Genomic DNA, 14,373 nt, shown 5'->3' on the forward strand with positions numbered 1-14,373 from the left:
GCACCTTAGTTAAGGAGGGTTTCCTATTGGATAGTTCAGCGACACAACTTCAACTAAATCAAAAAAAGCGTAAGCGGACTCAGTCCCGCTGGTTTTTTGCCTTTGTTTCACCTTGGATCATTGGGTTTGTTTGTTTTACCATTGGACCAATGATTTTTTCGATCATCATGAGTTTTACTGATTGGGATATGTTTTCGGAATTTAATTTTATCGGATTTGATAACTATCTGCGTCTTTTTAAGGATGATATTTTTTTAAAAGCTTTAGCAAATACTTTTCAATATACCTTGATCAGTGTTCCAATCAATTTGTTACTTTCATTAGGTATGGCTTATTTATTGAGCTTTCATTTGAAAGGGATGCGTGTTTTTCGTACCATCTATTACTTACCCTCCATTGTACCAATCGTTGCGAGCACGATGCTGTTTACCCGTTTACTTTCTTCCAAAGGACTAGTCAACCAGGCACTAGCCTTATTTGGTATCGACGGACCAGTTTGGCTGTTGAGTAAGGACCATGTGCTTTGGAGCTTCGTATTCCTTTCTCTATGGGGTGTCGGTGGAACAATGATTTTGATGTTGTCTGCTATCAATAGTGTGGGGGAAGAAATGTATGAATCGGCACTTCTTGATGGTGCATCCAGATTCAGGATGTTTATTAGTATAACCATTCCCCAAATTTCGCCGATTTTATTTTTCAACCTGATTACCGGAGTCATTGGCTCCCTTCAAACCTTTGCTCAAGTATATATGATGACCGGTGGTGGGCCTGATTATGCCAGCGAAATGATTGTTCCGTACCTTTATCGAAATGCCTTTTCATTTTATCGGATGGGCTATGCTTCGGCAATGGCTTGGGTGTTGTTTATGATCGTGATGGTCTTATCCTTGATCGTGCTGAAGAGCTCAAGCTTATGGGTATTTTATGAAGAGGAAGTGAAGTAAGTGTTAGATAAAAATCTATCCAAAGTATCTAAATTATTGATCTATCTGACCTTGATTTTGTTTGCGGGAATTTTGATCATTCCATTCGTTTATATGATTTCGATTGCACTAGCTTCGCCGGAGTCAAATATCAAAGAACAGTTCACTTTACTGCCGATGGAATTCTATTTTTCCAATTTCACCAATTTGTTTATAGATTCCTTTTCAGGAGAGCGACCAATCTTGTTGTGGTTTTTCAACACGATGCTGATCGTCGTTCTTAGCATTGTTGGACAAATTATTTCTTCGACACTGGTTGCTTTTGGCTTTGCCCGAATGAAGTATAAACATAAAAATAAATTGTTTCTATTGGTATTAGGAACAATGATGTTACCAGGTCAAATCACCTTGATTCCTGTGTTTTTGATTTTTAGAAACTTAGGTCTTTATAACACTCTTTGGCCACTGATCATCCCGCAATTCTTTGGCTCTGCCTATAATATCTTTTTTACTCGCCAATTTATTACGGCGATTCCGGGAAACTTATTTGAAGCGGCAGAAATGGATGGTTTAGGACCTTTTAGATCCTTTACCAAAATAGTCTTACCTTTGATCAAACCAGCGATGGCTGCCATTGCTATTTTTACCTTTAACTTTGCTTGGAGCGACATCATGGGTCCTTTGATCTATGTATCAGATACGAGCAAAATGACCTTAGCTTTAGGCGCACAATCTATGTCCGCCACCTCCAATCCAGCGGGTACCGTCAATATGTCGATGTTAATGGTAATGTCATTGCTGCTGACACTTCCACAGATCGTAATCTATTTCTTAGGACAAAAATATTTGTTCCAAATCAATTTGGGGATTGGCAATAGCGGGACAAAATAAGTTGAAGAGCTTATGAAAAAAACTGACGATCGCATATAGAAAAATAGAGTTACAAGGAGCGACAGATGGAAAAAAATATTCGACAACCGGAGATCAATCAAAAAGATAGCTACAAACTGTTTCATCATCTATCTTATTTAAATTATATTATCTATACTTTTCTAGGGACGCTGCTGTTTTGGTTGTTCAATTTACCCCTTCTTTTTTTGTTGCTAACAATGGAAATCAAACTTAGCACCTTACCATTGTTTCTCCTGTCCTTCTTGCCAGTAGCCCCAGCTTTTACAGCGTTACTCATCTATTTGAAAGAAGCAAAGGAGAAAGATGGTACCCCAAAAGTATTTTTATTGGCCTATCGCAGGAAATTTAAGCATAGTCTGCTAGGGTGTCTTCCTGTTTTAGTCGTTATTGGGTTATGTAGTGCAAATTTATTGTTACTGAGGGTCACGATCCAACTCACTGAATTGAAATGGCTAAATCTGTTTCTGCTGATCGTCGCCTTGACGTTTGCGATCAACTATTTTTTAGTGGTCGCAACGGCACCGTCTCTTTCAATCAAGGAAGCTCTTTTGCTTAATCTCCAATTATTTATTTTGAAATCCAGCCGATATATGTTAAGTTTTATGATCATCATTAGTAGTTGGCTGCTGTTAGCCTTGGTTCCAATTTATCTGGCATTATTTGGCGTAGGGCTGATTGCCATCTTATTATTACTGAACTTTGCGCCAGTCATGGAGTTTGCGCGAAAGCATTCGGTTCGTTGAGCAACAAAAAATCACCTGATCATGGAGCAACCTCGAACAGTTAGACCAAAACTCTAACGAGTCGAGGTTGCTTCAGTATGCGTTTTATCAGGTGATTTTTAGGTTAAGCAAAACGATGAAAAATCGGCTGCATCTGTTCAAACGTACAGAGTTCAGTAAATCCTAATGATCGTAAAAGATCTTGTCCCTCTTTGATTTGAAACCCGAGCTGCTCTGGTTTATGACTATCGCTGCCGATGGTTAGCACGCTTCCCCCCAAGTCACGATAAAGCTTGAGGATCTCGATCGATGGCGTATACCCATTGATTCCGTAACGGTGGGAAGAGGTATTCAGTTCAATGCCTTTGCCATCTTTGATCACGACTTTCAAGATCTCTGCGATTTGTTCTTTCGTTTGTTTAAAAGCGTCCTTCTCTTTATCTAAATAACGACGAATCAAATCTATATGGGCTAAGACGGAATACTCTTTATATGTCGTGACTAGTTGATACATTTCATCATAATAGCGCTCGTAGCATTCCTGTTGGCTGCGTCCTTTTTGAAATTCTCCGGTCCAAAATTCTTGATCGTCTACCTGATGAACGGAAAGTAAAATGAAATCAAAGGGATGCGAACGATAAAGACGGGTAAATTGTGGGATCGTGTGCATTTGCATCCCAAATTCCAGCCCAGTTTTTAGCTTGATTTGGTCACTGTATGTTTCCTTTAAGCGTGCCAGTTCGTTAAAATACAAGTCGTAGTAGACATTTTTTACGACTTTATTGGCTCCGACGAGGTATGTATCCGTCGCTTGCCAGTCTTCTTTGACCCCATAATCAACATGATCGGTAAAGCAGATTTCTGCTAAGCCTAGTTTAATGGCGTCTTTGACTACATCTTCCATCAAATACCAAGAATCATCGCTGTAATCACTATGAACGTGATAGTCTGTAAAAATCATGGCGTCTCCTTTTGTTTCGTTATTTTTGCTGCTTCTGCCAGTCTGCTCGTTTTTGATGATAGAGCTGGGCGGCAGTCTCCCAATGTTCTTTGTCAGCCGGCTGAATCTCACGGATCACACGGGCTGGATTGCCGCCGACGATCGTATTCGGCGGCACATCTTTTGTGACGACGGATCCAGCAGCGACGATGGCATGTTTGCCGATCGTGACACCTGGTAAAATCGTACTATTACCCCCGATCCAAACGTAATCTTCGACGGTGATCGGTAGGCCAAATTCCAAATCTTGACTGCGGATCACAGAATCGATCGGATGGCCGGCTGTATAGAAGCTGACCCGTGGTCCCACCATCACATGATCACCAATCAGAATCTTATTGACATCTAAAAAAATGCAATCCATATTGGCATAAAAGTGATCACCAATCTCAACATGGCGACCATAATCAACAAAAAGGGGTGGCTGGACAAAGCAATGCTGCCCAAATTTGCCAAAGAGTACTTTTTCTTTGGCGATGATTCCTTCTCGGTTATCGACTGGTAAATGGTTGATTTCCTGGGCACGTTTTTTTCCCTCCGCTGAACCATTCTCAGGGAGAATGCCAGCAGCTTGATACAATTGACCAGCCAACATCGCTTGATAATCAAAGTCTTCTTTCATTGCAAAATCCTTTCTAAGACGGTAAATCGTCGGTGGTTAATTCAATCAAATTGCCTTCGGGGTCTTGGACAACTGCTTCATAATAGCCATCGCCTGTTGTACGAGGACCATTTAAAAGAGGGTAGCCATCTTCAACAAACCGTTGAGCGTATCGATCGACGTCAGCTTGATCACCAACTGCTATCGCAAGGTGAGTGTAGCCTAAGCTTTCACTGACACGAGGGCTTAAAAATTTCTTGGTCGTTAATTCTAACCGACTTCCAGAATCAAAGGTTAAAAAATAGGACTGAAAGCCTGTTTTCGGATTATGGTATTTTGGGTTGCTGACCGCCTGAAAGTAGGTTTCATAAAATGTCCTCATTTTTTCCAAATCATTGACATATAGTGCGATGTGTTCAATTTTCATTATCGACAACTCCTTTAATAAGCAACATGCGTCGTTCTTTCTTCGTTCCTTTTTGAACTTAGTAAACTTTGTTTAATAAGTTACTTCTATTATACCTTTGTTAACAAAATTAATAAAGGTATATTCCCAGCTTTTTATCTGTTAAAATAGGAGCGTTGAGGGGGAGAAAAATGAAAGCTTATCAGCCAACGACCATTAAATTACATAATCAGGCAGTTTTGCTGAATTTGCTAAAACAGCAGCAAGCGCCTATGACCAAGCGCCAACTGGCAGATGCCTCTCAATTAAGCGTGGTAACGATCAACAAGTTGCTTCCTGAATTGATTGAAAAGCAACTACTTTTGACGACGGATCAACCGCAACGAACGGGGGGACGTCAAGCTGCGGCTTACCAGTACAATGCACAACGGACACTGTTGTTGATCATTCAGTTTATCGAAGAAGACCAGCAGATCGTGATTCGTTTTTCAGTTGTTGATCTCGTGGGGAACATTTTGCATCATGAGCAGTCAGCAGAGGGCCGATTGCCGCAGTTCTTGCAAGTGATTCGTCAGATAAAACAGGAATACCCGAAAATCGGCTTGGCAGTCGTGGGGATTCCGGGTGTGGAAATTGCTGGAAGACTGAAGATCATGGATGCTCCGGCATTTAAGGACATGGCGTTAGGGGAATTGATTGAAAAAGAGATCGCTGTAAAAGCGCTTATTGAGAATGACGTGAATGCTGCGGTATTTCATTTCAAAGAAGAGAAAAAAATCGTGGCTGGCATTTATTTTCCGAAAAATTATCCGCCAGGTGCGGGACTGGTCATCGACCAACAGCTCTTTAAAGGAGCCAACCATTTAAGTGGCGAAATCAAGCATTTGCCGCATCTCTACACGGCTTCTTACCCGTTGGCAACAGAGGCGATCCCAGAACAAGTGACTGCCACACTTCAAGCGATCGTGGCAGTGACGGACCCGCATCAAGTCATTTTGTTTTTGCCCTCTGAGTGGCAGGCGCTCGTGTCGCGCTCCTTTTTGGAAAAGCAGCTGGCAGCAGTGTTTCAGTATGGCGTCTTACCAAAACTACATTTTTCCGATCGGTTTTCAGAAAATTACTTGGCTGGGTTGATTACGATGGGAATCGAAGCAGCTGGCTTAGGGCTTTGATTCGCAGCATTCACCTGGGACTTAGGACAAAAACTGCCACCGCTTCCTTTATCAGAAGCAGTGGCAGTTTTTTTGAAAATACGAGAACTCACAGCTTAGCAAGTTTCTGTGCTTTTTCGGTATTCGCAAAATGCAGTTTGGCATATTTGCTCAATAGTGCTATGCCACCTTGTTGTAGTAATTTTGCGGCAACTTGGTCAGCAGCTGCGTGGGCGCCAGAAGGCAAACGCATACCGACTTCTTTGGAGGCTGCCTCTAATTCATCCAAAAAGACTGTACGGCATAAAATAGAGGCTGCCGCTACTGCTAGATGATATTGTTCACCTTTCGTTGCAAAATAGAGCTTTTCGGTGACCGCTGCTTGTTCCGACTTTAAATAGGTGCGATAATTTTTTTCGCTTGTGAACTGATCGATCAAAATGGCATCTGGTGTCTCAGGAGCAATTTTTTGCAAAAGCAAACGAATGGCTTGATTATGTAAAGCAACTTTCATTCGGACTGTGTTGTATTTTGGTTGGATCTCGTTGTATTTGCTGGGCGTGACAGTGAGCAATTGGTAAGGAACCAATTCTTTGATTTTCGGCGCCATCTTACGGATCTCTGGATCTGTCAGCATTTTTGAGTCCTTGACACCTAAGGCTTTCAGCTGTGGTAATTGCTCTTTTTTGGCATAGACGGCACAGACCACCAAAGGACCGAAATAACTGCCGTTGCCGACCTCGTCACTGCCGACGACGCTTTTTTCGCTAAATCCTGCTGGCAACGCAGTGGTTGAAACAGTCGCTTTTTTCTTATCCGGTACAGCACTAGCCGTATCGTCCCATAAGGAAGCTTCTTTTTTAGCAGTCGCTCCTTGAAACATGACTTTTCCAGACGTATAAGCAGTGATCGTCGTTGGTCCTTTTTTGGCGACAAACACTGTATAAGGAACTTTCTTCGCCAGCAATTCTCGTTGATAAAATTGCTGCATTTTTTGGATAGTTGAAGTTGGTACTTTGATAACGATCGTACTCATTTGATTCCTCCTGATTTTTTGTCTTTTTTTAGGTAGACAAAAGGATACTTTAAGATTTTACCATACTTCTTATTCTTTTTTACTAAGACGATCAGCAAACAAACGATTGGCATGGAAATTCATAAGAAAATCACGTATAATAGTTAAGAGTTTGCGACACATGTTCAATAAGTGATAGAATAGAGCAGAATGTAAGCAATGGGAGGAAATATTCCTATGACGGAGCAAAAGAAACGCTATAAAGCAGTTATCGCGAATCAAAGTTACACGATTATTGGACGCGAAAGCAAAGAACACATGGATATGGTGACAAGATTGGTCAATGACCAACTGCTTGAGATCATGCAATTGTCGCCACAAACCGATCAAGAACAAGCGTCGATCTTATTAGCGATCAACGCTGTTTCCGACCAGCTGAAAAAACAAGAACAGCTGTTGGTCCTACAAAAAAAAAGTGGACGAATTGCGGGGACAAGCCATTAAAGCAACGGAGCTTGAGAATCGTATCAAGCGGATCGAAGCGATTGAATCCGAAGCACGGAAAGTTCTCGATGAGACAGGTCGCAGTGATGTGGAGATCCATAATCATGTGGAAGCACAACAGATCTTAAATGAACAAAGGAAACGAAAAATTCAAGAAAAGACAGCCCATGGGTAGTGCGGCGTAGAAAGGATTCCTAAATGATTGGATTATTTGTCTTGGTTTTGTTGTTGGCAGCTTTTTATGGCGGCGCGCGGCGCGGAACCAGTTTACAATTGGTCTCAGTTTTGGGCTATTTGATCTCTTTTTTCTTTGCAGTTGCGAATTACCAAGAAATTGCGAAAAAAATTGAGCTCTATGTTCCTTATATGTCAGTAACGGCGGATTCAAAGTTAAAATACTACGATATGGAACTGGCTTTAGATTTAGACAAAGCCTATTATGCGGCCATCGCTTTTGTGATGGTGCTCTTTGCTGGTTGGCTGATCACCAAACTATTAGTGATTTTTGCAGACAGTTTGCGTTACAAACGCCTACGTTTTTTAGGCGGCTATGACTGGGCAGTTGCGGGTGTTTTGAATGTCATCTTGATGTATATCAATTTGTATATGTTTTTCATGATTCTCTCAATGATCCCGTTTGCCACGATTCAAAATCTGTTTGAAACGAGCGGAACTGCGAATTTCATCGTTGATCGGTCACCGATTCTCTCAGATTACTTCTATCGATTGTGGATCACAGATGTGATTGGGTAAAAAGCAGGCAGATGGTTGCAGAGCCATTCTGCCTTTTTCTTAGGAACAAAAAGTTAAAACAAAGCAGGTGAGAAAAGAATGAATACTAAGATCCTTGATGTTTTAGGATTTGAACAAGTAAAGAGTCAAATCGGTCAGTATATCGTAACAGCCCAAGGAAAAGAAGCCTTAGCAAAGCTTGTGCCATCAAGTGATGAGCAAGTCATTTCCTCTTGGCTAGCAGAAACAGAAGACGCGATCAAGATCCAGCGTTTAAGAGGCGGAATCCCTGTACCAAAAATTGAGAATATTCGTCCCCAAATGAAACGGATCGAAATCGGCGCAGATTTAAACGGCGTTGAATTGGCACAAGTTGCCCGCGTCTTATCAACCACGCAGGAATTGAAACGCTTTTTTGCTGATTTGTCTGAAAGTGAGATTGAATTTTCCCGCTTGTATCACTGGGAAGAACAGTTGGTGTCTTTGCCAACCTTGAATCGTCGCTTGAAAGAAGCTATCGATGAGGATGGCCGAGTCACAGACGATGCCTCTCCAGCACTACGGGGAATTCGCCAATCGATCCGACGAGCAGAACGGACGATTCGCGAAACATTGGATGGCATCGTCCGAGGTGGCAATGCAAAGTATCTAAGTGATACGATCGTAACCATGCGAAATGAGCGTTATGTGATTCCAGTCAAACAAGAATACCGAGGTGTTTTCGGCGGCGTGGTTCACGACCAAAGTTCCTCTGGTCAAACCTTGTTTATCGAACCGAAACAAGTAGTGGAACAAAATAACCGCTTGCGTCAGCATCAAATTGCGGAACGGGACGAAATCACTCGTATTTTGGCGGAATTATCAGCAGAGTTAGCTCCGTACCAAAGAGAGATCCTCCATAATGCATATGTGATCGGAATCATGGATTTCATGAATGCCAAGGCTCGTTTTGGGAAAGAGATGAAGGCAATCGTACCAGCGATCAATCAAGACAACCATGTCTTTTTTAAACAAGCACGTCACCCATTGATCGATCAAGAAAAAGTCGTTCCTAACGATATTACGATTGGAAAAGACTATCAAGCTGTTGTCATTACTGGGCCGAATACCGGTGGGAAAACCATCACCTTAAAAACATTAGGGCTGTTGCAGATCATGGGCCAAGCCGGCTTACCAATTCTGGCAGAAGAAGAAAGCCAAATGGGGGTCTTCAATGAAATTTTTGCGGACATTGGTGATGAACAATCCATTGAGCAAAGCCTATCGACCTTTTCTTCACATATGACAACGATCGTTGATGTATTGAAAAAAGTCGACGAAACAAGTCTGGTGCTTTTTGATGAACTAGGTGCTGGGACCGATCCTCAAGAAGGGGCGGCACTAGCAATTGCGATTTTGGACGAACTTGGGGCTAAGTCGGCTTATGTCATGGCGACGACCCATTATCCAGAATTGAAAGTTTATGGCTATAACCGATCCAATACGATCAACGCCTCTATGGAATTTGATGTTGATACCTTAAGTCCAACCTATCGCTTGTTGATCGGGGTTCCAGGACGAAGCAATGCGTTTGAGATTTCAAAAAGACTTGGCTTACCAGATACCATCATTGACCAAGCCAAAGAGATCATGGATGGAGAAAGTCAAGATCTGAATGAAATGATCGCTGATTTGGAAAATCGACGCAAAATGACGGAAACGGAGTATCTGGAAGTTCGTCATCATGTAAAAGAAGCAGCCCGCTTGCACCAAGAATTGGAAGCAGCTTACAGTTATTTCTTTGAAGAACGCGAAAAAGAATTGGCAAAAGCCCGTCAAAAAGCCAATCAAATCGTAGAAGAGGCTAAAGAGGAATCAGAAAAAATCATTGCCGATATTCGTAAAATGCAGTTAGCTGGCGGTCAAACGAAGGTCAAAGAACACGAACTGATCGATGCGCGCACCAAGCTATCAGGACTGCAGCAAGAAGAACATCTGCAAAAAAACAAGGTTCTGCAAAAAGCCAAAGCAGCCAAGACGCTGAAAGAAGGAGACGAGGTACTCGTAACTTCTTATGGGCAGCGCGGGGTACTGTTGAAAAAAGCCGGTAAAAATCAGTGGCAAGTCCAAATCGGCATTCTGAAAATGAATTTGCCAGAAACAGATCTCCAACCAGCAGCGCCAGTGAAGGAGCCTACACAGCGTATCGTTAATACGATTCGTTCTGCTGACAGCAGTCCAGTGGTCAATCAGTTGGATTTACGCGGCAAGCGGTACGAAGAAGCCCTCAATGAAGTGGATCAGTATTTGGATGCAGCAATTTTGGCAGGTTATCCGCAGGTGACGATTGTTCACGGTAAAGGAACCGGCGCATTGCGTCAAGGGATCACTGACTACCTAAAAAACCATCGCTCGGTGAAAAGTTTTGAATTTGCCCCAGCAAATCAAGGAGGCAATGGAGCGACCATTGTGAAGTTTAACTAAACGTTAAGAACCCTTACCTTTTGTAAGCAGACGATTTTAAAAAACTTCCGATACGTGGTATACTTTTTTTAGTTTTAAAAATGGAGGGGAAGTACGATGGCAAAAGAAATTACCGATAAAACTTTTTCAGAAGAAACCGATAAAGGCTTAGTCCTTATTGATTTTTGGGCAACTTGGTGTGGCCCTTGTCGTATGCAAGCACCGATCTTGGAACAATTAGCGAATGAATATGAGGAAGACGAATTGAAGATCGTGAAAATGGATGTGGATGAAAATCCTGAAACACCTGCTTCATTCGGAATCATGTCTATCCCAACTTTGTTGTTGAAAAAAGACGGACAAGTGGTTGATAAAGCAATTGGGGTTCATACAAAAGATCAATTGAAAGCTTTAGTTGCAGAACATATGTAATAGAAGAAATGTTTTTTAAGCAATAGCCGAAAGTGGCTATTGCTTTTTTTATTTTGGGGACGTTTTTTTCAAATTTTCTTTTAGGCAGTGGTATACTTAAAGTGGGGAGTGGCACTAAAAAATATCTCGTTCATATAGTAAGAAAGTGATACCAAAATAGGATTAAAGGGGGAATAAAAATGAAAAAGTTAAAACGCGGGTTATTTCAAGGCGTTGCGATTGTTGGGGTACTGGTCGCACCCATTGTAGGAACGATCACACAAGTTTATGCAGCAAATGAAGGGGATTCGACAACAGCTTCTTTCGCTGCGCAAGAGACGACGTCAGAAAGTTTCTCAGAAGAAAGCGCAGCATCATCTCAAGAGGCCAGCACTGAGAGTGTAGAGTCAAGTACGGCAACAGAGTCCTCATCAACGTCTACCTCTTCATCAGAAACAACGTCAAGTACTAGCACGGCTACGACTGAGAGCAGTCAGACCGAGACCACGCAAGATTCATCTACTCAATCGACGGAAGAATCTTCTGAAGAACCTGAACTTGGGAACATTGATGTTGAACCAGTTGCAGATAAAAACCAATATGTAAAAATCAAGCCGATCGCCGCAACAGATCCAGAAACACAAAAAATCCTTTACCGATTAGAAAATGGTCAATTGATCGAACAAGGAACGATCGATGAATTAGCTGGCAAGGTATACCGTAGTGTCAAACAGTATCAAGGTACCGACAAGCAGACCTATCTTGAAATTCGCGACGATCAAAAGGTTGTCGGTGTCGTAGCAGAAGCAGCAGTGAAAGTTGCCAGCGGAACCTTAAAAACCGAGAAGAAATATGCAACCATCACAAGTGCGAAAGAACCGCTTTGGCAAGATGTGTTTTTAGATAAAAAAACGAGCACCTCTTCAAGCATTAATGGTCAAACCTTTGAAATCAAAGAAGTATTCACGACGAATAATAAAGTGGCCTATTACGCATTGTATTCAAATAAAAATGTTCTCATCGGTTGGATAAAAGCCGCCGGTGTTAAGCTAGCGACTTCACCCGGGGGTGCATGGCAATCTGAATCAAAATATGCCACAATCATCAGCGGAAATTATACGCTATGGCAAAATTTTAATTGGACAGCGAAGAAAGGAACGACAGCCGCTTTAAATGGCAAAACAGTCAAAGTTACTGGGAAATATCGTCACTTGAATGGGTCGACGTACTATTCCCTTTATACAAATAACAATAAATGGTTGGGCTATATCAATGCCTCGGGTGTTAAGTTAACGACGGATGCACAAGGCGCCTATCAATCCTACGGAAAATATGTGACATTGACCAAGAAAAATTACACGATTTGGGGAAATTTCCGTTGGTCGAGTAAGAAAAATACTACCACGAAATTAGCGGGAAAAACCTATCTTGCAAAAGGAAGATATAACCACGTCAATGGCGGTGTCTACTTGTCCCTTTATGATGCTAACGGAAAATGGATTGGCTACTTAAATGCCGATGCAGCAACGGTCGCCAACAATCAAGGAGGTACTTGGCAAAGCGAAAAACGCACAGTCCGCCTTAAAAGCAAGAATTATACCTTATGGCAAGATTTAGCTTTTACGAAGAAAAAAGGCAGTAGCGCAAATTACATGAATAAGAATATTCAAGTTACTGGGAAATATCAACATTTCAACGGCTCCACCTACTACTCACTCTATCTCAACAACAAATGGCTGGGCTACATCAATGCAAGTGGAGTGACCAATGCCCATACGATCACTTCTCAAAGCAACATTAGCCGCTATGTGGTCGTCAAGAATGGAGATGGCAATTTCTTTGAAAAAGCCGATCCAAATAGTACGAAACTTGGGAAAAAGAGTGCCTACAAAGGCTATATGGCACAAGCGACCAAACTAGCAAAAACAAGTGATGGCAATTACTTGTATCTCGTTTCGCCAGCTGGTCGAATCGGTTGGGTCAAGGAAAATCAAACCACAAATGTAAATAGCAATTTTTGGATGTATACTACAGGAGGGAAATATCCTTCATTAAACGTTCAAAACTTAAACATTGAAGTATCCATCAGCAAACAGCGGGTTTATATCAAATCAGGAAATAAAGTGATTTATACGATGCTTTGCTCGACCGGTGCCTTTAATACACCAACACCTTTAGGGAATTTCCGCATTCAAGCAGAAAAAGGCTTAGCTTTTTCAGGAGCCGCCTACTACCGCTCCTTTAAAGACCATGGGGTCTATTTATTCCATACGATTCCAACGAGTATCGCTTGGTCCACCAATGCTTTTAGTTCTGTTGAAGGACGAAAACTAGGTACCCGTGCTTCTCATGGCTGTATTCGTTTAGCAGTGCCGGATGCCAAATGGTTTTACTATAACATGCCTTATAATACACCTGTCAAAATTGCTAATTAATGATTAAAAGTCGTTTCCGTCAACGGAGACGGCTTTTATTTTCCAAAAAAAAGATTGACGCTGGCTATATCATTCGATAATATATCATTAAGTGATATAGGTGATGGATGGAGGAATCTAATGGATGAGGCATTGACAGATTCGACCTATTTGATTTTATTAGCGCTTTTAAAGCCAAAACATGGGTATCTCATCATGAAACAGATTGATGACCTAAGCCAAGGTACGTTTGAGATTGGTCCCGCAACGATGTATACGATTTTGAAAAAGCTTACGAAAAAGGGGTGGATTGATTTAGAAGAAAGCGTTGATCGAAAAAAAATCTATCAAATTACATTAGAAGGAAGACAAATTCTGGAAAAAGATATTCAGCGACGCAAATTATTTTATCAAATCGGAGAACAAGTCTTCGAAGCGTTAGGAGGGGATCAAGATGGGCATCAATAAGAAATATCTTCTTTCTCTTGGAGTCGCCTACTATCCAGAAAAGGAAATGGTTCGTCTGCAAAAACAAGCGTCACTAGGCTGGCATTTTGTGAAGATGAATCGTTTAGGTTTTTTGAAGTTTATCAAAGGAAAACCAGAAGCGACCAAATATGCAGTGGACTTTTTCGAAGGGGAACCATCTGAGATCGTTGACTACTTAGCGATGTACCAAGCTGGGGGCTGGACCTACATTAGCAATTATAAAGATCGGTATTTTTATTTTAAAGCGTCACTAGATACACCGGCGATTTTCAGTGATCAAGAAAGCTATCAAGAACGGATTGATAACGAGACACGTTATTTGATGAAAAAATCGATTCTGTTTTCGGTAATCAGTCTCGCAATACTAGCAGCAATATATTTTATTGCTAGTTATTTCAATATTCGTACAAATCCGTTTAAATCTTTCGGACTAGGAGTACTCACTGGTCTTGTGTTTATTCCGATTGGTATCGGGGTAACCACGATCATTATGAAATTCTTATATAAAAATCGAGCAAGTTATTACAATGAACCAGAGAAACTGGCGAAGCGACAACGGGTAATTCGTGACACAGTCATTTTGATGTTTGTCGGAGCAATCATTGGTGCCGTTATCGGCTTTTTCTTTAGTGATGTATTTTATTAGACAGG

14 protein-coding genes and 1 pseudogene are annotated in these 14,373 nt (G+C 41.6%); 11 read left to right on the plus strand and 4 right to left on the minus strand.

The features are described from left to right. The first annotated feature begins 26 nt into the window (after positions 1-26). The 3 genes from FJU10_RS11535 (at position 27) to FJU10_RS11545 (ending at position 2,578) form a co-directional block, all read left to right on the plus strand. Complete coding sequence (locus tag FJU10_RS11535) at positions 27-944, plus strand: carbohydrate ABC transporter permease (protein ID WP_223273042.1); 918 nt, start codon at positions 27-29, stop codon at positions 942-944. Further along, on the plus strand, positions 945-1,814 hold the full coding sequence (locus FJU10_RS11540) for a carbohydrate ABC transporter permease (protein ID WP_140965988.1): 870 nt from the start codon (positions 945-947) through the stop codon (positions 1,812-1,814). A 65-nt stretch (positions 1,815-1,879) separates the two neighbouring features. Then, on the plus strand, positions 1,880-2,578 hold the full coding sequence (locus FJU10_RS11545) for a DUF624 domain-containing protein (RefSeq protein WP_140965989.1): 699 nt from the start codon (positions 1,880-1,882) through the stop codon (positions 2,576-2,578). Positions 2,579-2,681: 103 nt separating this feature from the next. Here the strand turns inward: FJU10_RS11545 and FJU10_RS11550 are convergent, their stop codons facing one another. The 3 genes from FJU10_RS11550 to FJU10_RS11560 are packed head-to-tail and all read right to left on the minus strand — an operon-like array spanning position 2,682 to position 4,585. After that, positions 2,682-3,518, minus strand: a complete 837-nt coding sequence (locus tag FJU10_RS11550; RefSeq protein WP_140965990.1) for a histidinol-phosphatase HisJ family protein — start codon at positions 3,516-3,518, stop codon at positions 2,682-2,684. A gap of 19 nt (positions 3,519-3,537) precedes the next feature. Next, a complete protein-coding gene (locus FJU10_RS11555) occupies positions 3,538-4,179 on the minus strand; it encodes a sugar O-acetyltransferase (RefSeq protein ID WP_081117503.1) in 642 nt (213 codons plus the stop codon). Positions 4,180-4,192: 13 nt separating this feature from the next. Next, entirely contained in the window at positions 4,193-4,585 is a 393-nt protein-coding gene (locus FJU10_RS11560; RefSeq protein ID WP_016619764.1) for a VOC family protein, read from the minus strand. A gap of 170 nt (positions 4,586-4,755) precedes the next feature. Between FJU10_RS11560 and FJU10_RS11565 the strand changes: the two genes are divergently transcribed. Next, complete coding sequence (locus FJU10_RS11565) at positions 4,756-5,736, plus strand: ROK family protein (protein ID WP_081117502.1); 981 nt, start codon at positions 4,756-4,758, stop codon at positions 5,734-5,736. Positions 5,737-5,824: 88 nt separating this feature from the next. Here the strand turns inward: FJU10_RS11565 and rnhC are convergent, their stop codons facing one another. Beyond that, positions 5,825-6,751, minus strand: coding sequence for a ribonuclease HIII (gene rnhC, locus FJU10_RS11570; protein ID WP_140965991.1), 927 nt, complete (start codon positions 6,749-6,751; stop codon positions 5,825-5,827). Between the two features lie 216 nt (positions 6,752-6,967). Here rnhC and zapA point away from each other — a divergent pair. From zapA to FJU10_RS11605, 7 genes and pseudogenes are all read left to right on the plus strand, one after another. Next, positions 6,968-7,409: pseudogene (gene zapA, locus FJU10_RS11575) on the plus strand (cell division protein ZapA). Positions 7,410-7,432: 23 nt separating this feature from the next. Next, entirely contained in the window at positions 7,433-7,987 is a 555-nt protein-coding gene (locus FJU10_RS11580; RefSeq protein ID WP_005234314.1) for a CvpA family protein, read from the plus strand. A 78-nt stretch (positions 7,988-8,065) separates the two neighbouring features. Then, complete coding sequence (locus tag FJU10_RS11585) at positions 8,066-10,429, plus strand: endonuclease MutS2 (protein ID WP_081117501.1); 2,364 nt, start codon at positions 8,066-8,068, stop codon at positions 10,427-10,429. Between the two features lie 96 nt (positions 10,430-10,525). Then, positions 10,526-10,840: a thioredoxin gene (gene trxA, locus FJU10_RS11590; RefSeq protein ID WP_005228645.1), complete on the plus strand. Its 315-nt coding sequence runs from the start codon at positions 10,526-10,528 to the stop codon at positions 10,838-10,840. A gap of 179 nt (positions 10,841-11,019) precedes the next feature. Then, on the plus strand, positions 11,020-13,254 hold the full coding sequence (locus FJU10_RS11595; RefSeq protein WP_140965992.1) for a L,D-transpeptidase: 2,235 nt from the start codon (positions 11,020-11,022) through the stop codon (positions 13,252-13,254). Positions 13,255-13,374: 120 nt separating this feature from the next. After that, a complete protein-coding gene (locus tag FJU10_RS11600; RefSeq protein WP_077451805.1) occupies positions 13,375-13,701 on the plus strand; it encodes a PadR family transcriptional regulator in 327 nt (108 codons plus the stop codon). Then, positions 13,688-14,368, plus strand: coding sequence for a DUF2812 domain-containing protein (locus FJU10_RS11605; RefSeq protein ID WP_140965993.1), 681 nt, complete (start codon positions 13,688-13,690; stop codon positions 14,366-14,368). Before FJU10_RS11600 ends, FJU10_RS11605 begins: the two co-directional genes overlap by 14 nt. The last annotated feature ends 5 nt before the right edge of the window (positions 14,369-14,373 follow it).

Source organism: Enterococcus sp. OL5 (assembly GCF_006491895.1).
Taxonomy (GTDB): Bacteria; Bacillota; Bacilli; order Lactobacillales; family Enterococcaceae; genus Enterococcus_D; species Enterococcus_D innesii.